The sequence below is a fragment of the Pedobacter jeongneungensis genome, assembly GCF_000633455.1.
Lineage (GTDB): Bacteria > Bacteroidota > Bacteroidia > Sphingobacteriales > Sphingobacteriaceae > Pedobacter > Pedobacter jeongneungensis_A.
The window spans coordinates 199,288-221,465 of sequence record NZ_AYMG01000038.1 but is presented as its reverse complement, the minus strand read 5'-3'; the positions used below and the strand labels follow the sequence as shown (position 1 = coordinate 221,465).

Genomic DNA, 22,178 nt, shown 5'->3' with positions numbered 1-22,178 from the left:
TTATCTAATTTTTCAGATGAAATCATAAAACGCACAGGTTTGCGTGTCCCCAATTATCATTCTTGCTCAAGGTTTTTTTTCATGCTAAAAGTTTTTTAATTGAAATAAAAAACCTGTAGGCATTTTGAGTAGCAAATTTCTGAACAATCCGTTTGCCGGAAAGACCAGGCCCTAAAGGGTTTGCTGAAAAAAAATCTTCCTTTCTCGCTGCGCTCCAAAGCGTATTTGTTTTTCGCAAAGTCTTGCCTTGCAATCTGGATTGTATCAAGGAGAGGTGGCTTAACAAAAAGCCAGGAGGCTCCTGCCAACTGACTTTGAATACTAAAAAATTATGCTATGAATCCATTAAGAGACAGAAGCCCCCCAACCCCAGCCCTCCCACAGTCGGAGCAAATCCGGAACATTGCCCCAATCGGGGAAATCATTAAACAATTTATAATCAACATTAAAAATCAGAAATCATGAAAAATCAAAATGTAAATAGCGCAAACGGAAAAGCAGAATTTATAGACATCAAAGGTGCCAAAAATCCATTTTATCAGCCGATGGCAGGGAAGGCAAATGCAAGCACCGAAAACAAAACCACGATTAATGAAGAATCGAAAAAGGAAAACACCCTGTCCACTGTGAAAGTGCAAGATGCAAAGGAAAATAGCGATTCCCCGAAATCCGCTGGAGCAATGTTACAAGTGCCAAAACCTAACCTAGAAAACGAAGATCCCAAAACAGCCGAGGTCATAACTGAAAAACCTGCTCTTAATCTGGAGGGAACGTTAAAACTGGTGGAAGAATTACACCGCCGCATGGTTCAGCGTGGAAGGCTTGTGCATACCATTGACAACCTTGATAAATTTGAGATTGAGCAAAAGGAGGAAGCCGAAGATACCACCTCAAACTACTATCAAGGCTGTGAACTTGAAATCTCGGATGATAAACGCAATAAATTTTCTACAAAAAACCCTGTGATTATTAAGGCCGTTGCACTTTTCGTTCGCGACCTGTGTACAAATCGACTTGCGGAAATCGAAGCCGAAATTACTATCCCTGCCTAATTTTTTTTTTGCCCTGCTCGATTGGGCAGGGCTTAACTAAACCTTTGAAACATGTATGCCGCATTTGCCGAATTACTCGATCAGTTGTATTGGGAGGGCTACGCCCAAAACCTGCAAGAGGAAAACCCTGGTGCATTTAATCTCCAATACGATCAATTCCTAAACGAATACCAAAATTAAAATACCATGAAAAGTAAGCTAACACTACGGCACAGATTGACTCAGCATTTTCGATACTCTAAATTTACGTCCATAAAATACTCACTATGGATTATCAAAATATCAATACCGGCCGAAAGATCATTTTTCGTAGCAAGCAGGAAATCCTCAGGCTTTTAAAAGAATTTGAAACAATTAAGGATTCCACCTCCGTTGCCGCGTTCTGCAAATCCCATGGTGTACCCAGTGGAACTTTTTATACCTGGCAGAAACATCAGCGAGATGGTAAATATGTCACTCAGGGCAAGTTTATAGAACTTTCGGTTGAAGAACCGATAATACCTGTGCCATCTTTACCAAAAGTTTTTGCCAGTTTATGTATAGGTGATCTAAAAATTAATCTTCATCAGCAAGTGGAGGCCGATTACATTGGTTTGTTACTTAATAATTATAAGGGATGATGGTACCCGGGGGCAAAAAATATTTCGTTTATCCGGACTGTGTTGATGGACGGAAAAGTTTTAATGGGCTTGCGGGTATTGTCCGGGGCGAATTGAACAAAGATCCCGGTAACGGAGATGTTTTTATATTTTTGAGCCGATCCCGCCAGAGTATCAAACTGCTGTTTTGGGAGCATGGAGGTTTTGTAATCTATTACAAGAAAATGGACAATGGAAACTTTGAAGTACCCCCGCTCCGGACAGATGGCCAGGGTAGGCATATCAGTGAGATCCAGTTGTTGCAGGTGATACGGGGCATAGAATTCCAGAAAGAAAAACAGCGTATTGCCAATAAAAAAAACAGGTTGTTCCTGGAGCATTAAGGCATAAAAAACATCAAGAAACACTTGCTAAAATCGATGTCATTTCTTATATTTAAGGTAAGAAAGCGCCATTGATGCAGCCACCAGAGCAGATTGACTATAAGGAATTATATGAGCAGGCCAGGCAGGATAATATCCTGATCAGGGAAGATCTCAGGCAATTGCGGGCAATGAACGAACAGCTGCTGCACCGGGTGGAACAACTGCTTAAGCTCAGCTTTGGTAGCAAGAGTGAACGCTATCTGGGCAGGGAACAAACTCCCGGCCAGCTGCGCCTTGGACTGACTGACGAAGTGACGGTTGAGGTTATCGTACCAGAGCCTTCCAAAGCCATCACAAACAAGCCACAGCAAGCTGAAAAAGAAAAAAAGAAACACTTTGTCATTCCTGAGACCCTTGTGGATGAAGTGCAGGAAATCCACCCGTAAAATATTCCAGAGGGAAGCAAATGTACCGGGAGTGAAATCTCTTACCGTCTTAAATGTAATCCTGCACGACTGAGTGCCAAAAAGATCATACGCTATAAATACCTGTTGCCTACACCTGTGGGTGATCCGGGATTAAAAAGCACATTTATTATTGCTCCACTTCCTACCTCGGTAATCAAAAACTGCATGGCTGATGCTTCGCTACTGGCTACACTGATCGTTGAGAAATATTGCGATCACCTCCCAGTCTATCGCCAAATGACCCGTTTTGAACGGGTAGGCATCAAACTCGCCCATTCCACATTACTGGACTGGATCGCAAAAACCTGTACACTATTACAGCCTCTTTACGAAAGCCTGAAACAGGAAATTCTGAAAAGCAATTACCTGATGATGGATGAAACAACGATGAAGGTAATGGATAAAAATAAGCAGGGAACCACTCATAGAGGATATTTCTGGGCAGCACAGGCTCCTCCTGCCAAACTGGTATACTTTGAATATCATCCCGGCCGCAATCAGGAAGTGCCTCAGCTTATTCTCGCAGGTTATAAAGGCTATCTCCAATCGGACGGCTATGCCTGCTACGACACACTATCCACAAATAAGGATATCAAACTGCTTGGATGCATGGCCCATAGCCGCAGATATTTTTCTGAGGCAGAAAAGAATGATCCTAAAAGGGCAGCTTACGCGCTTGAAATATTTGGGCAACTATATGATATTGAGCGGGAGATTAAAGATAAAACGGCCGAAGAGCGAGCACGGGCAAGAACTGAATTGTCAAAACCGATATGGAAAAGCTTTGGACGCTGGCTGGAGGATAACGCAGGTCAGCTAAATGAAAAAAGTGCTATTTACAAAGCTTTTGCTTACACCATGAAGCGCTTCAAACGCCTTTCAGTCTATATGGAAGATGAAATGCTCAATATTGACAATAATCCCCTGGAATCAAGTATCAGACCAATCGCATTGGGCAGACGCAACTTTCTCTTTAGTGGATCCCATGATGGCGCACAGAGAAGTGCTATGCTGTATTCATTTATGGGAACATGTAAACTCAATGGCATTAATCCAATGGTATGGATTGAAGATGTGCTAAAAAAGCTTTCCAGCAATCCAACCAACCCAATTCAGAACTATTTGCCACATAACTGGAAAAAAAATCATGAAAGTGACATTAAAAAGCAAACAGGCGTTATAGTGAAATCAGCCTAAAAGCACAAATAAAGCAGATTCATAACACGAGGTGTGCCGTAGTGTTAGCTTACCATGAAAACAGAAGAATTATTTTTTATCGTCCGTATTGAGGTGCAGACCGCACACGAAAATATAAATGATACCCTACGCGATATGGAAAGCGGTTCGCGCTTCCTCATGACCGACACTCCAAAAGTAAAAGTGATATCATCCGAAATCCTGACCACAAAAAGCAGAAATCTTAAAACCACAAATCATGGCACATAATCTTTATTACAACGAACGCACGCAAAGGCACAGTTTTTTTTCCGTTAAGGAAAAAGCATGGCACAGTCTGGGAACAATAATCCAAGACTATCCGACAAGTGCACAAGCAATCGATTTTGCAGGATTAAACTATAAAGTAGAAAAACGTCCACTTTATACATTAGATAATATTAATTATGATCTTTCAATTGCAATGGCTGAACCTGTCGAACCGCAATTATCAGTACCTAACTACTTCGCAAATGTAAGAACAGATACTGAGCAAGTCTTAGGTGTAGTTGGCAAAGACTACCAAATCGTCCAAAATGCAGATGCTTTTTCTTTCTTTGACAGCATTGTAGGAAAAAACAACGGTATCAGATATGAAACTGCTGGCGCGCTTGGTAAAGGCGAAAGGATTTTTATTACCGCCAAACTCCCTGAGTATATTAAAGTGGGTAGGGATGATTTAATTGAGCAATATATTTTTCTTACTACCACACACGATGGCTCGGGGAGTATATCTGCAGCCTTTACCCCGGTAAGAGTAGTTTGTCAAAACAGTGCGACTCGTTGTGCAGCCTAATAAGCTGTACGGGTCTCACCCGTAAGGGTGGATTTAACTTTTAATCAATCCAGTGGAATGCTGGTGTTAGCGGCTTATCTAATAAAGTCCATCCGGCCCTTAACCTGCCAAGAGAACGGGGAGTGGGAAGCTCGGAACAAAGTCAATCCAGCGGAGCGATGCCGCATGAGAAAGATGGGACGAACTAAATATGATAACCTCGTTAAGGTATCGTGAGCATGCACGCTGTACCCACATCGTATGGTACAGTCTTCCAGTCAACAGGAGCCCAATCTGTTAGAGGGTATTCGTAAGCTTGTACACGACTGGCGGTATAGAGAGGAGTCTAAGTTTAGGCAAACATTGGTTAAAGGAACGAGGAAACCGAATATCACTTTGCTGGGAAGTAATAAGTACTCTTGAACGAATGTGATATATCGGGTAGGAACAACGTAAGCATGCGACCACAAAAGGCACATTTTTCGGTGCCTACAATGCCATTACAGGCTACTTTCAAAATGTTAGAGCTTTTAATAATGATGAGCACAAACTCAAAAGCATTACCTCAGGTGTTGCGATGCAGAGAGGGCAGAAGGCTTTTGATATTTTATTGGATTTTGCGAGCACTGGAAAAATCAACTTAAACTAAAACAGGTGGCATTTAAGCCACCTGTTTTTTATATGATTTTCCGGACGCGCTCCGCGCGCTAGCTCAGTTTTAAACATGTAAAACATTTGCCTAACAGAAATATTAACTGCTAATTTTCAGAGATACATATCTAGGTCATTGGCATTGCAAGGTGGAATCTGTTCTATCAGAGTAGCCTAATTAGGTTACTTAAAGATCGATTCACCGGAATTATGTAAAGTTACAGCCTTTCCGATTTCTAAAACCAGGTTGTCATTCAGTTGATCCATTGTTCTCCAAACAGATTCATCGTGCCCTGGCTCTGCATAAATAACGCCTATTTTCTCTTCATTCCCCAAAATTCGGTAAGTACCGTTTTCTTATGGCTCAACCTTGAAGCTTCCACTGGACGTATTTACTGTGAGAGATTTAACGTCTCCGCCTTCCAAAATGTTATCTCCATCATTACCGTTTTCCTTAGAACTTCTGATAAGCTCATGGATGGTTGTCTGCTCTTCTTCACGATCAATGGCTCGAGGTTCCGCAGTGTTTTCCGGGTGTGAAATTTCTTTTTTATCAGAAAGGATATTCCCTCTATCAAAATGGTGATGCTGATAAAAATCAGAATGTTCCAATTCTGTGATTTCTTCTTCTATCCTCAAAGCAGCGGGACTTCCTATTGCTGAGCGGATTTGCACCTCGGTATCTCGGGTCACTTCCCCGATGATGTATTGAGGCATTAGTGAGATCTGGTTTTCATGAAGCACTGGAATAACTACTTCTTTTTTCTCCTCACCCATTGTTATAAAGCCGATGGGTAAGAGCACTGTTTTTTTTTCTATACCCAAAACGGAACCATCAAGGTCGACAATGACATAACGCACCGCATTCTCTTTTGGATCAAATAATAGATCTCTTACTTTTCCAACTTGCCGATCACCTTCGTCAACTACTGCCCAACCGGTAATGTCGGATTCGCCATCAATAATGCTGTAGTTCTCATGAGCTAATTCCCTTAAGTCTAAATATTCAATACTTCCTGTACTCATCGTTAAATAATTTAAGGATAAGATATTTTACCCTTTGCTTAAACATCCCCTTCCCATAAATGGTTTTGATATATAAAGAATTGATGGTGTTTGGATACACATGACATATCAAATATTATTTACTCAAGTCTAAGTATCTCCTGCTTCGACAAATAATCGGCTGTAGTTTTTAATCCGAGGTGCTTTCTTGACGACTGCTACAATTCTGGACACGATACAAACATATTTTTAATTCACATGTTGTAATAGGAAAATATACAGAACCATGGAAAATTCAGAAAAAACAGTAGAAATATTAAACGATCTTATCCAAATTAATAATGACAGAGCTGATGGCTTTGATAAAGCTTCAGCAGACTTAGCTGAGGAAAATATTGACCTCAAGGCAACCTTCGAAAAGCTCTCATCTGATAGCCGTAGTAATGTGATTGAACTGGCAGGTTTGGTTGGCAGAAATGCGGAGACTCCTGAAACTGGCAATACCATCTTGGGAACTCTGCACAGAGCATGGATAGATATTAAGGCGAGTTTCGGCGGTGATGACCGTCACAGCATCTTAGCAGAATGCGAACGAGGAGAAGACGCTATCAAAAAAGCATACCGTGATGCGCTTGCCGAAAACGAGCTTGGAGAAAACGTTAGAAGCGCGTTATTAAAACAACAGGGCGACATTAATATTAGCCACGATGCCATCAGAGCCTTAAGAGACGCACAGGCTTAAAAGTAAATCTTTATAAAATATAAAAGCCGCTAGCAATACTTAGCGGCTTTTATGTTATGATGGATTTGTATTAAGCCATGCCTTTTTTGTAGTCAAATTTTGCATAGGTCAAAAGATATTCTTTTAATAATTTTCTGGCGACATGAATCCTGGTCTTTACTGTTCCAATAGGCAAATTTAGCTCTTCCGCTATCTCATGGTATTTGAAGCCTTCAAAATGACTAGTGAACGGTTTTGAATAACATTCGGGGATACTTTTCAATGCCATTTTGATATCCTTCATTATCATCGAACCCTCTGCGCCATTATGGCTCGCGCTTAAACTTAAGTCGCTGTAAATGAGCTCGTCTGTTTTAGTGATAAGCGATTGCGATCTAACTTTCCGGCGATAGTCATTGATGAAAGTATTTTTCATAATGGTGAATAACCAACCCTTTAAGTTACTGACTTCTTCAAATTGTGCATGATATTTAAATGCTTTTACCATGGTGTCCTGAATTAGATCATGGGCATTTTCGCTGTCGTTTGTATATCTCATTGCGAATTGAAGAAGATGTGGTGCCAACATGGATGTTTGTTTACTGAATTCTGTAGTAGTCATAAAGTTTTGGTTAGATACTGCATTTACCATAGCAAATTATAGACCAATATTTATTTATGCTAAGGCTATAGAACCCAGCACCTCCAGACGCGCCCAGAACTGTTTCGAAAGCAGTTCTGCCATTTGATATATAGACCTATTTGGGTTTGCGTGCTATTTTCTATACTCCTAATCAAGATTGACAGGATACTTACAAGCAGATTTGTTGGCCAGTTTTTGTTATTTGAAATAGAGCTTAATTGGGGATATTAAGAATTAAAATTACTTTTAAATCAGGTAAAGATTTTTCCGTCACGCTAGTACTGCGTGCAATCCGCTCAATCAAAAGATAACGAATAATACCGGAATCTCGTCCATTAACATTGTTCGCCACAGCATGCATGGCACAAAGATTTTTTACCTGATTTTGAGTCTATAATAAAATATAACATCGTATAGTTTGTCTTGACTTTAATTCCAGAAAATATTTGCAGTCTTGTAACTTACCTGAAAAATGATAGCTTGAAACGAAGGTCCCTCGAGAAATTTGAGCATATATAACGAGAAAGGAAAAAATATTGTAATTGCTAAAACTCTATAGTTAATGTAAGCTATGTGACAACAAAGTTGCAAGTTTTCTATATGCTCTACAGCCTATTTTCACATCCTAAAACCAGTTTATTTTTCCTGCCTGATGACATGTAGCGTCCACCGTAATTTCTTTCAAACAATTTTTAATAATTCCAGTTCTATGGTAAAAAAAATAGATGGAAAATAATACGATGCTGCAGTATTTCGAATGGTACTATCCAAAAGATGGAAGCCTTTGGAGAAAAGTTAAAGAAGATGCAACCCGCCTGAAAGAAATTGGCATTGACGCGATATGGCTTCCTCCGGCCCATAAAGGCATGGAAGGATCTCAATCAACAGGTTATGATTCATATGATCTTTATGACCTTGGAGAATTCGATCAGAAAGGCAGCGTTGCAACAAAATATGGAACCAAAGACGAATATCTTGAGGCGGTAAAGCACGCCAGAGAAGCGGGCATCCAGGTTTATGCAGATATTGTTTTGAATCACCTTGGTGGTGCAGATGACTACGAACCGGTTATAGTTAGAAAAGTCAATCCTGAGAACAGGAATGAATTTATTTCCGAACCTTTTGAGATAGATGCTTTTACAAAATTTGACTATCCAGGCCGGGGTGGAAAGTATTCAGAATTTAAATGGGATTTCCAGTGTTTTACCGGAGTTGATTATGATGCAAGAACGGAAGAAACAGCAGTATACAGTATCCAAAATCAGTATGGTGAGGGATGGGAAAATGTACTCGATACTGAAAATGGAAACTATGACTATTTGATGCTAACGGATATAGATTTTAGAAATCCGGCGGTAAGGGAGGAATTGAAGCGCTGGGGTTTGTGGTTCTACCACACGGTGGGTTTCGATGGTTTTAGACTGGATGCCATCAAACACATGCCGGCTGAATTTTACAATGAATGGCTCGATTTTCTAAGGGAGGAAACTGGTGAGGAACTTTTTACCGTTGGAGAATACTGGTCGCCATACGATCTCGGCTCCATGCTGGATTATATTGAAGCGACTGGTGGCAGGATGTCATTATTTGATGCCTGTCTTCAGGCCAATTTCTCGCGTGCTTCCAAAGCGGGTAATGAATTTGACTTGACAACAATTCTGCACGGTAGCTTGGTTGAAGCAAGGCCGGAACTTGCTGTAACACTGGTTGAAAACCATGATACACAGCCATTACAATCTTTAGAACAGACCGTGGAACCGTGGTTTCGGGCCCACGCATATGCTATAATACTTCTTCGGGAATCAGGGTACCCTTGTGTTTTTTATTCTGATGTATATGGTTCGAGCTATACTGATACTGGAACAGACGGCTTTGACCACGAAGTGACTATGGAACCTCTTCCCCAATTGGAAAATCTACTTTCACTCAGAAGGGATAAGGCATACGGAGTGCAAACAGATTATTTCGATTTCCCTAGCTGCATCGGATGGACCAGGGAAGGGGATGAGGAGCATACAAACTCTGGACTTGCAGTAGTTCTATCTAATGGTGATGCAGGTTTAAAAAGGATGGAAGTCGGGAAAAAGTTCGCCGGAAAAAGGTTTACAGATTTTTTAGGTCATGTTCAGCAAGAGGTTGTAATCGGAGAAGATGGCTGGGGAGACTTCACCTGTGAGGCAGGATCTGTTTCTGTCTGGACTTTCGCTGAGCAATAGATATTTGATTTTTATCAATTATGATTGATTAATGTAAATTTTTTAAAACAAATCAAATTAAAATCAGGTTAGAAAAATAAATAAGGATAATTAGTTTAATTGTAATATGGAAGCCTCAGCCAATTTGGGGCTTCCCTTTTACACAGGTAGAGTATTTAAAATCGGTTAATTGATGTAGCTTAAAATGGGAAAAATATTTATTTTGGAGGATGATGAAGGTATTAGAGAGATGGTGACGATGATCCTGGAGTCTGAAAACTATAGCGTAGTCTCATTTGCAAATGTAAGTGATTTCATGAACAGGGATATAAACGAGGTTCCTGATCTTTTTATTCTGGATGTGATGTTACCGGATGGTTCAGGTATTGAAGTTTGCGGCAATATAAAATCTCACAGCAGTTTATCCACAGCCCCGGTCATTATAATGAGTGCTCATGCAAGTATTAAAGAAGTCACCAGAGGCTGCGATGCGGAGGGATTTGTTCAAAAGCCATTTGATATCGACTTCTTTTTAAGTCAGGTAAAATTTCAAATCGCCAATGCCCTATCTTGAATTCATCAGGCTCTTTTAATCCAAAAATTTATTTACTACAGAAATTAAGTTTTCATAATCGAAAGGTTTAGCGATAAAAGCTGATGCACGATGATTCATCGCAATCTCTTGTCCATCTGTGCTTGCAGAAATTATGATCACTGGTAGATTGCTGTATGAGGGACTATTCCTGATCATGCTGAGCAACTGATCCCCTGAAAGTACAGGCATCCATAGATCTAAAATTACTAAATCGGGACTATGTTTATCAAGTATTGACCTAACATTCAAACTATTTTGTTCCGGTATAACGGTATGCCCTGTTTCTTCTAATATAAGCTCCAATACATCAAGGATTCCTTCATCGTCATCACATATTAAGATTTTTTTGTTATCCATTATTAGCACCCTTCCCGTTTTTTGGTAAAGTAAAACTAAATGTGGAGCCTTGCCCTTTCTCACTTTCCACCCACAATGTTCCTTTGTGGTTTTTGATAATCTGATCACAAACATAAAGACCTATACCCATTCCAGGAAATCTTTTCTGGACCTCAGTACCCCGGAAAAAACGCTCAAATACCCTTTTCTTATCTTCGGCATTCATGCCTACGCCAAAATCTTTAACAGATACTTTGACGTACTCGCTAACATTAGAAATGTGAACTTCGACCAGCTCTGAATCCGGCCCATATTTAATCGCATTTGATAAAAGATTATTTAATACCTGTATAATGTGGGATTCGTCCGCTAAGACAGTCTCCCCGGTCTGCCCTTTAAGCACAATTCTATGATTGTGCGCAGAGGCTTGTATGCCTTCGATAACCTCAGATACCATTTTGTCAAAATCAATACTTGCCTCATGCAGTTCAATATTCCCGGTTTGTATCCTTGAAACGTCCAATAACTCTGAAATCAGATTATTTAAGCGATCAATATACTGACTAATTTTTTCCAAAGTAGTATTGAACTTCTCAGGTGCATTTTGTGGTACATTTTTCTGTAACACTTGCATATAACCCTTAATCGTGGTTAAAGGAGTTTTTAATTCATGGCTGGCTATAGAGAGAAAGTCATCTTTTCGTCTCTCGATTTCCTTTCGGTCGGTAATATCTTCTATGGCTAGCAATATCTGATCCTTATATGAACCTTCTAATTCTATTCTATATGCATTTAAAAGCATGAGCTTTCTGCCGATGTGTGGGAAATCGTGTTCCACTTCAAAGTCCACTACTGGGTTATTTGTAGGTAATATTTTTACCAGGAGTTCTCGCAATTTTGGGATATCCCATTGGTTGTTCCCCAAGGCGTACAACTCCCTGCCAACCGTCTCTTCAGTCGTAACTTTAAAGGTCTTAATAAAATGGTTATTGGCGCTAAGAACGGTAAAATCAGGGTCTAAAACGAGCAAGCCCTCACGGACAGTTTCAATTATACTCGTCAGAAAAGCTTCACTATCCCGCAACGCCAATGTCCGCTCCTCAACTTTCTTTTCCATGAACGCCTTTTGCTGGCGAAGGTCCTGCTCAGCTTTTTTTCTTAGGGTAATGTCATTTTGAACGCCAATGAAGTGCGTTACCTCACCAGAAGAATTTTTCACCGGTGCCATGTAAAGTTCATTCCAGAACAAGTCTCCGTCTTTTTTATAATTTCTTATATCGACAGTGCACTCAGTCCCCTCATGTATCGCCTTTTTCAATATATCTCTTTCTTTTTGATTCCTGTCATCGGCCTGTAAGAACCTGCAGTTATGGCCAATAATTTCGTTTCGATCATACCCTGTCATCTTCTCAAAGGCCACGTTACAATAAACAATGGGATTATCAGGCTGGTTGTTATCAGTTAATATAATGCCGGATATGGAGGCATCCAGGGCCTTTGTTAAGAGTTCAAGGCTTTCAGTCGTTGAAGTTCCAGAGAACAAAAACTTACCTTTTTGGAATGTATTCAATGCTTACTTGGTTTTTTATGATGACTTGCCGAGTAATCGAGAATACACAGCGGAAAAATATTCTAGTAAACAATCGGCTCTTGGAAATGTTTTAAATGATTTTAGATAGGGTACTTAGCAAGCGTTAATGTTGTGATTTAGGAACCTCAAACCAAAAGAGGCTACCACTACCTGGAATACTGTCCACGCCTATTGTCCCCTTATGCTTTGAGACAATTTCTGCGCAGATGTATAAACCAAGACCAAGTCCATCACTGTTTTTCCCCTTTTTGTCTCCCTGCCAATATCTATCAAATAGCATTTTGCTATCTTCTACTTCAATACCATCGCCAAAATCCTGGACAGAAAACTTCACACGATTTTCATGTTCAGTCGCGGAAATAATAATTTTTTCGCTGCTTGCAGCATACTTTATAGCATTGTTTATAAAATTAATCATTACCTGTTCCAATCTGTTTTCATCAGCTGTAATTTCTAACTTTAGAGAATTAAGTTCAACTTTATGCAACTCCTCAAAAGGAAGGTGTAGAACGGAATTTTGTAAAAAATCATTGACGTTGAAGGTGCTTAAGTTCAGTTCAATTTTTCCATCTGCATATTTGCTGACATCTAAAAGCTCAACAAGCATCACGTTTATCTTATCCATACTTCTATTGCACGAGTCGATTAATGATACTGCAGTAGTATTTTCAATCTTCGACTTTAGCCTATCAAGAAGCTGAAGATTTGCTTTGAGAACAGTAATCGGAGTTTTGAGTTCGTGGCTGGCTACTGAAAGAAATTCATCTTTCTTAGCCTGGTAATTTTTCTTCTCGGTTATAAGTTTAGTAACGCCAATAATCTGAACAGCAGTCCCGGAAGAATCAAATTGGGGGGTACCATTGGCCTGGATCCAATGAAGCGCTCCGTCTGGCCACTGTATCTGATATTCAATATTAAATGAAGACTTTTCAGAAATTGCCTGCTGCACCTTCTCATAAAAAATATCCCTGTATTCGGCAAGTATACATTGTTGCAGGTCGCTAAAGTCAAACCTCTGCTCTGGTGGCCTGCCAAAGTTGAGCTTGCATTGATCGCTACATTCCATTAGGCCAGACGCTATATCAAGGTCGTAACTTCCGAGACTGGCTGCCCGCAGGGCGTTGGTCAGCTGCGTGCGGTTTCGGTTGAGGTCTTCATTCAATTCCTGTAAAACGAGATTAGAAATATTATATCGTTCGTTCAGCACCGCAACTTCTTCGAGTGTAAGGTGTAACTCTTCATTCGAGGCGTTGTACTCTTCATTTAATGCCGCCAATTGCTCATTAAGTTTTTTTAATTCTTCATTGGTGGCAACATATTCTTTATTTAATGCTTCAAGCTGTTGATTTACCGCATTCAGCTGCTCGTTTTTATCTTCCAGACTGACATTCAATAGTCTTTCTTCAACCGCCTTATCTCTTAAAGCTTCGCTTTTTTCCATGCGTTCATTCACAGGCATTGCAGAATTGATGATGGCTATCGTATTTCCCGTAACATCAAGAATAGGCCTGTACTCGATATCGAAAGGAGTTGGAATTAGTTTTCCATCATGATTGATATCTGCAAAGACCTCGGCTGCTACAAAAGCCGTCCCGGTGTCCCAGACCTCCTGAAGGATTGGAATAAATTTATCAAACTCCGGAGCCTCAACGGCAAGTCTTGAGCCAAGTATTATCGATTTCCTGTTCCAAAGTTCAAGCATAGCTTTGTTTATGAAACCGATGTGCATTTCCCTTGAGGAAAATATAACGGTGGCCTGAACGCCTTCAGTTAGAAGTTTTACGATATCGGCCGCGACCATTGGTGCCGGGTCACTTGAATTAGAAAATTTATTCAATCTAAATGCTTTATGATTACTATATTATGGTTACAAAATATTGTTAAGCAAGGGCATCTCAGCCTCTTGTTGTCCCTAACATTAGCTTGCCTCTCAAAACTACTAAGAAAATTAGCATCTTCCAAAAATTTATATGCTGATCACAACTAAAGGTTGTCGGCTAATTCAAGCTGTAGTATTTATCTGCTAATCCCTTTTTTTGAACTTTTTCAATTGTGCGTATTAAAAGGTATATAGGACCATCTTGGGTTCACAACCACTTCTTTATTGGCATTACGTACATGAACAAAACAGTTATGTAGAAATCTTGGTTTTGTCAATATTTATTTTTTAATATGTTTGATCATTATATTTGTGTCCCAAAAAATGATATTAATATTTATTTTAGATGATAATCCTGAGATTTTAGAAGCTTTGGGTACACTTTTTTCTCAGGCAGGCTATCGTGTGAACACCGCAACTACGTCTAAAGGAATGTTTGATTACTTGAAATATTCTGTTCCTGATCTTTTCCTTATCGATGTCATTCTAGGATGTGAAGACGGGCGGGAAATTTGTTCACTTTTGAAAAGCAACAAAGATTTTCAAAATAAACCCATTATTCTAATGTCTGGAGTGATAGATTATCATCTTGATAACGCAGGTAAGCCAGTCTTTGCAGATGACTATATTGATAAACCTTTTGGCAATGAGGATATTTTAGATAAAATACAAATGCTCTTACAAGACGAGACATAATCTTAATCTGGAAGTTTTTACTATGAGAAATCTAGGTTAATCCGTATAAGTAAATTCATTAATGTTTACAGCCAGCAACAGGTCGATTCTGAATACAAAATACATTCATTATAAGGCAAACGAATCTTGGCTAATTGTCTGATAATTAATTATCAGAATAAACCAAAATACACTCTTAAAGATGTGTCTGTTAGGTATTTATCTGCATTAATGGGTGTTAAGCAGTGGACTACCCTTATACGGCTTACCTGTAATAGCAGCAGCAATGCAATCTGTTGTCGCAATTTCATAATAACTTAGTGCTGTAAGTAGCATGATATAGATGTGTGCGGTTTCCTTATTTAATACAAGTTTATCACAAATTGTCCGCCCATCCTCGTGATCAAATCGAATATCCAGAATGATGTCCTAGGGGTCAAAATCTGATATTGCCGCATAAATAAGGTCGGGATTGGTCACCGTTCCCAAACATTTCTCATTGGTGAGAAACATTTGAAGAGAATTAAGTACCAATTCATCATCGTCAACAATAAGGTACGGGTTTTCATTGAAATTAATTGTCAATAAAACTTAACAAATTTTAATCATTAAATTATAACCCTCACTTTGCTTAAGTAGGCGCAAGAATGACGGAAATAAATTAAGATCATTGTTAGAAAAACCTAAAAGGAGTGCATCAAAGAATTTTTAAAAACAGAAAACCTTCTCAATTAAAATCAGTTATTCAAGCGTGAAAAACATGATAAGCATATTAAAGGAATCAGCTCTGCAAAAGGATATATTCGATGTTATTGAGGTTGGTCCGCATGAGCTGAATATAATTCTGAATGATGAAACGGATGTAAAAGGTATAGTTAGGAAGGTTAACGAAATCGACTCTCGATTCTGGCAAACCCGGGAGCCAATAGTATTAAACTATGTATACCGAGATGGAAGCGGTGCAGAATTATAGCTGATATAATTTAAATGCGCTGGAGAATCAACCGCAGCGCATTAATTTTTATTCTGTTGAATCTAATCCCCGACCAGTCGTGTGCTGCAATTCTTCAATTCTTTTTGAAGCATTAGCTTTAGATAAATTTTCATCAAATTGCTCTCCCGCTTCATCAGATAAAGTTTTTAGATATGAGCTTTGTGCTCCTGTCATCGGCTCATCGCCGGTAGTCCAATCGTCAGGGTTTTTAACTGTGTTATCACCCTTCAGATCATTTTTGCGGTTCAAATCCTGGTTATTATTTTCTTCGTTGTTCATGATATTAGGTATTAATGAATTCAGAGAACAACCGGAAACTTTCGAAGTTTGCATTATTCTTAATCAGAATGTTAATGTTGGTTATTGCAGGAAGTTTGACTGACAAAACTAGAGCAAAGCGTTTAGCGTATTTATACCTAAATTTTTCAGTATTAATTGAATTGTTAACATTTGTCAAAACTTATAGCCAATCAAAAGAATATTTTTCATGGATGACGAACCGTCTCTGCTCGAAATCTCCCCGCTTCTTTATGACTCGTATTAGGTTCACGCAACCAGTGGAGATTTCGCTAATATTGATCAACTCATTTCGGAATTTATGGTCAGTCTATTTCGGTCTAAATTGACTACTCCAATAAACTGATAATTAACATACTAAAACTGAGTTATGTGTTTTCTTGGGCTGGCCAATTCGCTACGAAATCGGCCAGTCAATGAAGCTGAAATCTCCAGGCAAGTTCCCTTCAGAGGCATATGCTGCTTCTGGCGTCATCATATTGATGCTCAAATGAGTTCTTTTGGTATTTTAGGCCTCAATGATCCCTGATATTTGCAATGCAGTGTCATATTTGGTAGTAAGCTCAGATCTGTTCACTCTTCAGTATACCATCAAACCGCTCTGCTTTTATAAGGCTGCCAACTTGGTATTATGTGGAATGGGCTAGTAGTTTATATAAGAATTTAGGTGAAACGATAGTTTTAATGATGCGTTTTTTAGAAGTGGATTCATATTCTTGAAACGACCTGTAAATGATAAACCAAAAATAAATACAATATCTATAACTATCCGTCATTATTGGCAAATTCACTTTCCGTTACAAATCGGGTATTTTACTTTAATGATCAGATTAGAAAATTTATTAAAACCTCTTTTCAGTTTTATTCACAAAGTAATTTTTTCATAATTTTTATTTATTAGTTTTGATTTAAGGAACCCACTACGCTTCTCAGACTTGTCTACCTTTATCAATTGGTGATAATTTCTCAGGCCGCCTACATTATAGACAACCGACAAGACAAAAAATAAAGTGACAACAGAATCAGGCTTAGATATTTATAAGAAATTATATGGACTTGACCACTTAAGAGCATTAGCGATTATAGTAGTTTTCTTTTATCACTATTTTATAGTTACTCATGGACAACCTAAATGGTTGCCAGATGTAGCTTCGTTCGGTTGGGCAGGCGTTGATTTGTTTTTTGTGTTGAGTGGCTTTTTAATCTCTTCTCAAATTTTCTCTCAAATCAAACAAGAACAACCCATTTCATTTAAAATCTTTTTTATCAAACGATTCTTTAGGATTGTTCCTGCTTTTTTGGTAACAGTCGGACTTTATTTATGCTTTCCATTTTTCAGAGAAAGAGAAGCATTACCACCACTCTGGAAGGTTTTGACTTTTACTCAAAATATTGGCCTTGATGTAAAGGATTTTGGAACCTTTTCTCATGCTTGGTCCCTATGTGTAGAAGAACATTTTTATTTGTTTTTTCCTTTAGTTTTAATTTTCCTACAAAGATTCAAATTATTTGCTAAATCATATTGGTTGTTATTAGTGCTGTTTTTATTTGGTTTTGGAATTAGACTTTATTGTTATAACTATCTGTATTTGCCTAAATTTGAAGATGATGACAGTTGGATGTATTGGTACAAATACATTTATTACCCGACCTATAGTCGTTTGGACGGGCTTTTAGTTGGAGTTTCACTAGCGTGCATTTATGTCTTCTTGCCGAAATTTTATACTAAAGTTTCACAATATGCAAACCAGTTTATTTTGCTAAGTTTATGTATTTTGACAGGTGCCTATTTTTTATGTGAAGACCAAAAAACCTTTAGCGCTTCAATTTTTGGTTTTCCGTTGGTCGCACTTGGCTTTGGATTAATAGTTTTAGGTGCTATTAGTCCGAAAAGCTTTTTGTATAAGTGGAATTCAAAAACTACAACTTTTATTGCAAACCTTTCGTTTGCTATCTATTTGACACATAAAGGGATAATTCGTCTCACACACAAATTATTAGATCAGTTTAAATTGGAAAGTCATCTAATGCTTATAATTTGTATGATAACCTGCATACTGGCAGCATATTTACTACACTTAATAATAGAGAAACCATTCATGAATTTACGAAGTATAATCATAAAAAGGAAACTAAAACCCACCGCCAATATCGCTGCTGCTGATATACGAACCGTTAATTGAGCTATTGCTCCACATCATCATAGATTCCTCCTTATTTGGTAAGTGAAAAAGCTATTGTATTTTTATTTCACCCTTTCTTGATAATGCGCTTAGATTCAATTGCTCGCGGTAATTAAATTTAGTATGTTGTGCAACATTTCAATTTGAAACCTGTCTTTTACCAAGGCACTATACGATCAACATGAGGATAATATTTTTTTTATTACTTTTCCTGGCACCAATATTCAGCTATTCACAGGAAAATAATGATATTTCAATTGGTAAAACTTACAAAACCTATTCAAAGATACTGGGAGAGGAAAGGCCATACTCAGTATATGTTCCTAAAAGTGCGTCAAACAAAATGTATAGCCAACAGAAGTACCCAGTGATCTATGTGCTAGATGGCGAGGAACATTTTCATGGAATTGTAGCAATGATGGAGAATTTGGGTTCACTCAGGGTATTTCAAGAATCCATTATTGTAGCTATACCAAACATCGACCGGATAAGAGATTTCACTCCTAGACACATAACTTCGGGAATATTTTTAGACAGCGTCGCGGCTAAATCATCAGGGGGAGGGGAAAAATTTACGATCTTCCTGCAGAACGAGTTGATTCCAGAAATTCAAGCCAGATATCCAACTGCACCATATCGCATGTTGATAGGGCATTCTCTAGGTGGGCTTTTTGTTATTAACACATTATTGAAGCATACCGAATCATTTAATTCTTACATTGCAATTGACCCAGCTTTATGGTACGATAATTCTAAGCTATCAAAAGAAGCAGAGAATATCCTGCCGGATAGAAAGTTTGATAACAGAACTGTATTTATCTCTGTAGCTAATGGCTTTAAAAAAAAGCTTGATACAGCAGAACTGAGAAAAACCAAAACTGCTTTTAATGATGCTGTTCTCGCCATGGACAGACTAAAAGGCGCACTACAGCTGCATAGCAACAAAAACCTTCTTTGGAAAATTAAATATTATGAAGCGGAGGGTCACAACTCGGCTCCATTTATCAGTGAATATGATGGACTTCATTATATTTTCCGAGACTATAATTTCTTATCTGTTGACAACTACGATTTGTTCAGTACAGCTGTTAAGGACAATACAATATTGGATTCCTTGAAATCGGGATACAAGCAAATCTCTAAATCGATGGGATATGAAATACTGCCCTCAGAAAGTGTAATCAATAACATGGGCTATGCTTTTTTAAGAGCTAATAAATTAGCGTCTGCATATAATTTCTTTCGATTAAATGAAATAAACTACCCACATAGTTTCAACGTTTATGATGCGTTGGGTGATTATCATTCTGCCAAAGGAGGAAAAGAAGAGGCCAAAAAGTATTACCTTAAAGCCTTATCGATTTTAGATTACCCAGATACTGCTGATAGCTCAAAGATTTGAAATAAGTTATTGCTGACTTAACGTAGAATCTCATTATTTCTCATTTAAAATGACAGTACTGGCGGATCTGAGCTTAATTAGGCTTTACAGCAAAAAGAAAAAACCTTACTTGCCCCAAATTTTGTATCTTACATTACTCTACTGATAAATAACAAGTTTTAAAGCACGTAACAAAAAAAAACACTTTTTACGTAACAAGGTACTATGTGGATAAACCAGAGTAGATTGACCCCTTCTAACCAGAAATGAAATTGTTGTGAAGTTTTGTTTGTCAGTATGGTAGTAAATTGTCGGGAAGGGATCAACCTAATTGGTTTGTCCAATAATAATTAAACCGAATTTTTTCGTGAACCCCGGGATGGTAGCAGATCTTGTTTTTGGAAGATAGGATTCTTTTAAATGATAAGGGATTATTTCGTATGCTATGTATTGAAATTCATAGATAAATGTAATATATTCGATTTCTAAAATCAACTAATGCAGCAATACGGTCAACTTTCGGAACACGAACTGATCGAACAATTGAAAGGGGGCAGTGGAAGCGCACTAAAGGAAATTCATCGCCGATATTATGCGCTCCTTTATACCCATGTCTACAAGCGGTACCCATACCGGGAGGAAGTGCGGGATATTGTTCAGGAACTTTTCACCTGGCTTTGGGATAATCGGGAGGCCCTGGAGATCAGGGAAGGATTGACCGGTTACCTGATTGTATCCATGCGCAACCGCCTGTTTAAGGTTTATCGCCATCATAAGGTACATCTTCGGTATCTTGAATCGATACAGGATCATATCGAGCATTCCGCCGAAGCTACAGACCAGCTAATTACCAATAAGCAACTTCTTGAACAGGTTGAACAGGAAATATCCTCCCTGCCGCCAAAAATGAGGATGATATTTGAACTCAGCCGGAATGGGGAACTTAGCCATAAGGAAATCGCAGAAAAACTTGGCCTGAGCCCCTTGACCGTTCGTACCCAGATCCGTAACGCACTCCGTATTCTTAGGGTTAAACTCGGCGTGAAAATATTGTTTCTTATAATATGAGTGATATTTTTTTGTGTTTTAGTGATATTTTTTTCTTTATACGTATTTAGGCTGTCTTTTTGGAGGTAATACTGAAAAAAAACAGCTAATATTTATTAATATCATCAACCTTAAGTTTGATTATTCTACCTTTTTATGCCCGATAATCTTGAACGTCCTAGTTTTTTTCTGAAAAAATCATTCTTATATACCCCATTACTGCTACTTAGGGGTGATGGTATTAGAAGTTCGAAATAATTAAACTTTTTATGAGATTCAGACAAGCAAAAGAACTGATCGATAAATATCTCGACGGGACGGCAAACAGCCAGGAACGATCACTATTGGATAGATGGTATCAGGACAAATCCCCTAAGGGAATTTTCCCAGATCCTGAAGAACTGCTGCAGGATGAAATCAGAAGCCTCCGGAAGCTTGACGCCTACCTGTCAAGACCAAAGCGGGTTCTCCTCTGGCCACGGCTTGTTGCGGCCGCGGTTTTGCTGCTGTTGCTTCTCGCCACCTACCTGATTTCGAACCGGGTTAAGCCAGCTAATGAAAACCAGTTCCTTGCCCACGATGTGCAGCCGGCAAAGGATGCCGCCACGCTGACACTCGCTGACGGCAAAAAGCTCGTTCTTAAAGGGGGAGCACCCAAATTACTCGCCAAACAGGGACAAACCCGTGTCAGCACAACCGCTGCTGGAGAACTTATCTATCAACAAGCTGCTGATCAATCTACCCGCGGGCAGGATTTTAATACCCTGGCGACCCCTCGGGGAGGTCAATTCCAGCTCGTGCTTTCCGATGGTACTCATGTGTGGCTCAATGCGGCCTCCTCTTTGCGCTATCCTGCCGCCTTTTCCGCTCAAAACAGAACTGTTGAGCTGACGGGAGAAGCTTATTTCGAGGTTGCCCACGATAGTGCCCGTCCATTCCGAATCATATCGAAAGGTCAGCGGGTGGATGTACTCGGTACGCATTTCAATATACAGGCCTATCAGGATGAAAGTTTTATCAAAACCACCCTGGTCCAGGGTAGCGTTCGGGTAACCAGGCTTTTGGATGGTCAAGCTGAGCAGATTAGCCCGGGACAGGCCCTACTGTTTGAGGGTTCAAGATTTGCAGTTTCGAATGCAGACCTCAGAGAAGCCCTTTCCTGGAAGGAAGGATACTTCAGGTTCAAGGATGAAAAACTCGAATCGGTTATGAAACAGATTTCGAGGTGGTATAATGTCGACATCGAACTTTTAGGGGATGTGGGCACAATTGCGCTAACCGGAAAAATATCACGCAACAAAAACATCAGTCAGGTGCTCAAAATGCTCGAGCAAACCGGACTGGCACACTTTGAACTAACGGAAAGGAGGGTACTGGTCAGACACTGATAGCTACTCGTCCAAAAAAAACCGCCCCAGTTGACTCCTGGAGCGGCCAAGACCTTGGATCGCCATTAAAATAATTAACAGATTGAAAACCGCGAGCTGCCTTTAACATCCGCAAAAATGAGAG

General features: G+C 39.1%; 21 protein-coding genes and 1 pseudogene. 16 read left to right on the top strand and 6 right to left on the bottom strand.

The window, feature by feature from the left end:
• Positions 1-461 precede the first annotated feature (461 nt).
• The 8 genes and pseudogenes from U859_RS0128215 to U859_RS0128180 form a co-directional block, all read left to right on the top strand.
• Entirely contained in the window at positions 462-1,052 is a 591-nt protein-coding gene (locus U859_RS0128215; protein ID WP_025146568.1) for a hypothetical protein, read from the top strand.
• A gap of 51 nt (positions 1,053-1,103) precedes the next feature.
• Entirely contained in the window at positions 1,104-1,232 is a 129-nt protein-coding gene (locus U859_RS32565; RefSeq protein WP_262496827.1) for a hypothetical protein, read from the top strand.
• An 86-nt stretch (positions 1,233-1,318) separates the two neighbouring features.
• Positions 1,319-1,672 (top strand): IS66 family insertion sequence element accessory protein TnpA, encoded by a 354-nt coding sequence (gene tnpA / locus U859_RS0128205; protein ID WP_025146567.1) that lies wholly within the window; start codon positions 1,319-1,321, stop codon positions 1,670-1,672.
• Positions 1,669-2,034 carry an IS66 family insertion sequence element accessory protein TnpB gene (gene tnpB, locus U859_RS0128200; RefSeq protein WP_025146566.1) on the top strand — a complete coding sequence of 122 codons (366 nt, stop codon included), beginning with the start codon at positions 1,669-1,671 and terminating at the stop codon, positions 2,032-2,034. The genes tnpA and tnpB overlap by 4 nt, the downstream gene beginning before the upstream one ends.
• Positions 2,035-2,108: 74 nt before the next feature.
• A complete protein-coding gene (locus tag U859_RS0128195; protein WP_025146565.1) occupies positions 2,109-2,462 on the top strand; it encodes a hypothetical protein in 354 nt (117 codons plus the stop codon).
• A gap of 3 nt (positions 2,463-2,465) precedes the next feature.
• Entirely contained in the window at positions 2,466-3,680 is a 1,215-nt protein-coding gene (tnpC, locus tag U859_RS0128190) for an IS66 family transposase (protein ID WP_115684189.1), read from the top strand.
• Positions 3,681-3,734: 54 nt separating this feature from the next.
• Positions 3,735-3,929, top strand: coding sequence for a hypothetical protein (locus U859_RS0128185; protein ID WP_025146563.1), 195 nt, complete (start codon positions 3,735-3,737; stop codon positions 3,927-3,929).
• Positions 3,919-4,473, top strand: a pseudogene (locus U859_RS0128180) (DUF932 domain-containing protein); the annotation flags it as partial. The gene U859_RS0128185 and the pseudogene U859_RS0128180, both read left to right, overlap by 11 nt.
• A gap of 1,008 nt (positions 4,474-5,481) precedes the next feature.
• Here U859_RS0128180 and U859_RS0128170 read toward each other — a convergent pair.
• Positions 5,482-6,150 carry a PRC-barrel domain-containing protein gene (locus tag U859_RS0128170; RefSeq protein ID WP_025146561.1) on the bottom strand — a complete coding sequence of 223 codons (669 nt, stop codon included), beginning with the start codon at positions 6,148-6,150 and terminating at the stop codon, positions 5,482-5,484.
• Between the two features lie 265 nt (positions 6,151-6,415).
• Here U859_RS0128170 and U859_RS0128165 point away from each other — a divergent pair, with 265 nt between their 5' ends.
• On the top strand, positions 6,416-6,871 hold the full coding sequence (locus tag U859_RS0128165; RefSeq protein WP_025146560.1) for a PA2169 family four-helix-bundle protein: 456 nt from the start codon (positions 6,416-6,418) through the stop codon (positions 6,869-6,871).
• A 70-nt stretch (positions 6,872-6,941) separates the two neighbouring features.
• Here U859_RS0128165 and U859_RS0128160 read toward each other — a convergent pair whose 3' ends face one another.
• Positions 6,942-7,472 (bottom strand): sigma-70 family RNA polymerase sigma factor, encoded by a 531-nt coding sequence (locus U859_RS0128160; protein ID WP_025146559.1) that lies wholly within the window; start codon positions 7,470-7,472, stop codon positions 6,942-6,944.
• A 746-nt stretch (positions 7,473-8,218) separates the two neighbouring features.
• Between U859_RS0128160 and U859_RS0128155 the strand changes: the two genes are divergently transcribed.
• Positions 8,219-9,709: an alpha-amylase gene (locus U859_RS0128155; RefSeq protein WP_025146558.1), complete on the top strand. Its 1,491-nt coding sequence runs from the start codon at positions 8,219-8,221 to the stop codon at positions 9,707-9,709.
• A gap of 184 nt (positions 9,710-9,893) precedes the next feature.
• Positions 9,894-10,262: a response regulator transcription factor gene (locus U859_RS0128150; RefSeq protein ID WP_025146557.1), complete on the top strand. Its 369-nt coding sequence runs from the start codon at positions 9,894-9,896 to the stop codon at positions 10,260-10,262.
• Positions 10,263-10,277: 15 nt separating this feature from the next.
• Here the strand turns inward: U859_RS0128150 and U859_RS0128145 are convergent, their stop codons facing one another.
• The 3 genes from U859_RS0128145 to U859_RS31410 form a co-directional block, all read right to left on the bottom strand.
• The gene (locus tag U859_RS0128145) at positions 10,278-10,640 is read right to left on the bottom strand and encodes a response regulator (RefSeq protein WP_025146556.1); all 363 of its coding nucleotides are present in this window, start codon (positions 10,638-10,640) and stop codon (positions 10,278-10,280) included.
• The gene (locus U859_RS0128140; protein ID WP_025146555.1) at positions 10,633-12,189 is read right to left on the bottom strand and encodes a PAS domain-containing sensor histidine kinase; all 1,557 of its coding nucleotides are present in this window, start codon (positions 12,187-12,189) and stop codon (positions 10,633-10,635) included. The genes U859_RS0128145 and U859_RS0128140 overlap by 8 nt, the downstream gene beginning before the upstream one ends.
• A 124-nt stretch (positions 12,190-12,313) precedes the next feature.
• A complete protein-coding gene (locus U859_RS31410; RefSeq protein WP_162800073.1) occupies positions 12,314-14,047 on the bottom strand; it encodes a PAS domain-containing sensor histidine kinase in 1,734 nt (577 codons plus the stop codon).
• 366 nt (positions 14,048-14,413) lie between these two features.
• Between U859_RS31410 and U859_RS0128130 the strand changes: the two genes are divergently transcribed.
• Entirely contained in the window at positions 14,414-14,785 is a 372-nt protein-coding gene (locus U859_RS0128130; RefSeq protein WP_025146553.1) for a two-component system response regulator, read from the top strand.
• Positions 14,786-15,785: 1,000 nt separating this feature from the next.
• Here U859_RS0128130 and U859_RS0128120 read toward each other — a convergent pair.
• Positions 15,786-16,037, bottom strand: coding sequence for a DUF3072 domain-containing protein (locus U859_RS0128120; RefSeq protein WP_025146551.1), 252 nt, complete (start codon positions 16,035-16,037; stop codon positions 15,786-15,788).
• Between the two features lie 1,028 nt (positions 16,038-17,065).
• On the opposite strand from U859_RS0128120, the gene U859_RS0128110 reads away from it, so the two are divergent.
• The 4 genes from U859_RS0128110 (at position 17,066) to U859_RS0128095 (ending at position 22,054) form a co-directional block, all read left to right on the top strand.
• The gene (locus U859_RS0128110; protein ID WP_025146550.1) at positions 17,066-18,238 is read left to right on the top strand and encodes an acyltransferase family protein; all 1,173 of its coding nucleotides are present in this window, start codon (positions 17,066-17,068) and stop codon (positions 18,236-18,238) included.
• 181 nt (positions 18,239-18,419) lie between these two features.
• Positions 18,420-19,640, top strand: coding sequence for an alpha/beta hydrolase-fold protein (locus tag U859_RS0128105; RefSeq protein WP_025146549.1), 1,221 nt, complete (start codon positions 18,420-18,422; stop codon positions 19,638-19,640).
• Between the two features lie 477 nt (positions 19,641-20,117).
• Positions 20,118-20,687 (top strand): RNA polymerase sigma-70 factor, encoded by a 570-nt coding sequence (locus U859_RS0128100; RefSeq protein WP_025146548.1) that lies wholly within the window; start codon positions 20,118-20,120, stop codon positions 20,685-20,687.
• A 248-nt stretch (positions 20,688-20,935) separates the two neighbouring features.
• Positions 20,936-22,054 carry a FecR family protein gene (locus U859_RS0128095; RefSeq protein WP_025146547.1) on the top strand — a complete coding sequence of 373 codons (1,119 nt, stop codon included), beginning with the start codon at positions 20,936-20,938 and terminating at the stop codon, positions 22,052-22,054.
• The last annotated feature ends 124 nt before the right edge of the window (positions 22,055-22,178 follow it).

Bases quoted from the DNA above. Each gene is read 5' to 3' on its own strand.
- U859_RS32565 (WP_262496827.1), top strand. From the start codon at position 1,104: ATGTATGCCGCATTTGCCGAATTACTCGATCAGTTGTATTGGGAGGGC.
- tnpA (WP_025146567.1), top strand. From the start codon at position 1,319: ATGGATTATCAAAATATCAATACCGGCCGAAAGATCATTTTTCGTAGC.
- U859_RS0128130 (WP_025146553.1), top strand. From the start codon at position 14,414: ATGATATTAATATTTATTTTAGATGATAATCCTGAGATTTTAGAAGCT.
- U859_RS0128155 (WP_025146558.1), top strand. From the start codon at position 8,219: ATGGAAAATAATACGATGCTGCAGTATTTCGAATGGTACTATCCAAAA.
- U859_RS0128165 (WP_025146560.1), top strand. From the start codon at position 6,416: ATGGAAAATTCAGAAAAAACAGTAGAAATATTAAACGATCTTATCCAA.
- tnpB (WP_025146566.1), top strand. From the start codon at position 1,669: ATGATGGTACCCGGGGGCAAAAAATATTTCGTTTATCCGGACTGTGTT.
- U859_RS0128185 (WP_025146563.1), top strand. From the start codon at position 3,735: ATGAAAACAGAAGAATTATTTTTTATCGTCCGTATTGAGGTGCAGACC.
- U859_RS0128095 (WP_025146547.1), top strand. From the start codon at position 20,936: ATGAGATTCAGACAAGCAAAAGAACTGATCGATAAATATCTCGACGGG.
- U859_RS0128100 (WP_025146548.1), top strand. From the start codon at position 20,118: ATGCAGCAATACGGTCAACTTTCGGAACACGAACTGATCGAACAATTG.
- U859_RS0128120 (WP_025146551.1), bottom strand. From the start codon at position 16,037: ATGAACAACGAAGAAAATAATAACCAGGATTTGAACCGCAAAAATGAT.
- U859_RS0128145 (WP_025146556.1), bottom strand. From the start codon at position 10,640: ATGGATAACAAAAAAATCTTAATATGTGATGACGATGAAGGAATCCTT.
- U859_RS0128195 (WP_025146565.1), top strand. From the start codon at position 2,109: ATGCAGCCACCAGAGCAGATTGACTATAAGGAATTATATGAGCAGGCC.
- U859_RS0128215 (WP_025146568.1), top strand. From the start codon at position 462: ATGAAAAATCAAAATGTAAATAGCGCAAACGGAAAAGCAGAATTTATA.
- U859_RS0128160 (WP_025146559.1), bottom strand. From the start codon at position 7,472: ATGACTACTACAGAATTCAGTAAACAAACATCCATGTTGGCACCACAT.
- U859_RS0128170 (WP_025146561.1), bottom strand. From the start codon at position 6,150: ATGAGTACAGGAAGTATTGAATATTTAGACTTAAGGGAATTAGCTCAT.
- U859_RS0128150 (WP_025146557.1), top strand. From the start codon at position 9,894: ATGGGAAAAATATTTATTTTGGAGGATGATGAAGGTATTAGAGAGATG.
- U859_RS0128105 (WP_025146549.1), top strand. From the start codon at position 18,420: ATGAGGATAATATTTTTTTTATTACTTTTCCTGGCACCAATATTCAGC.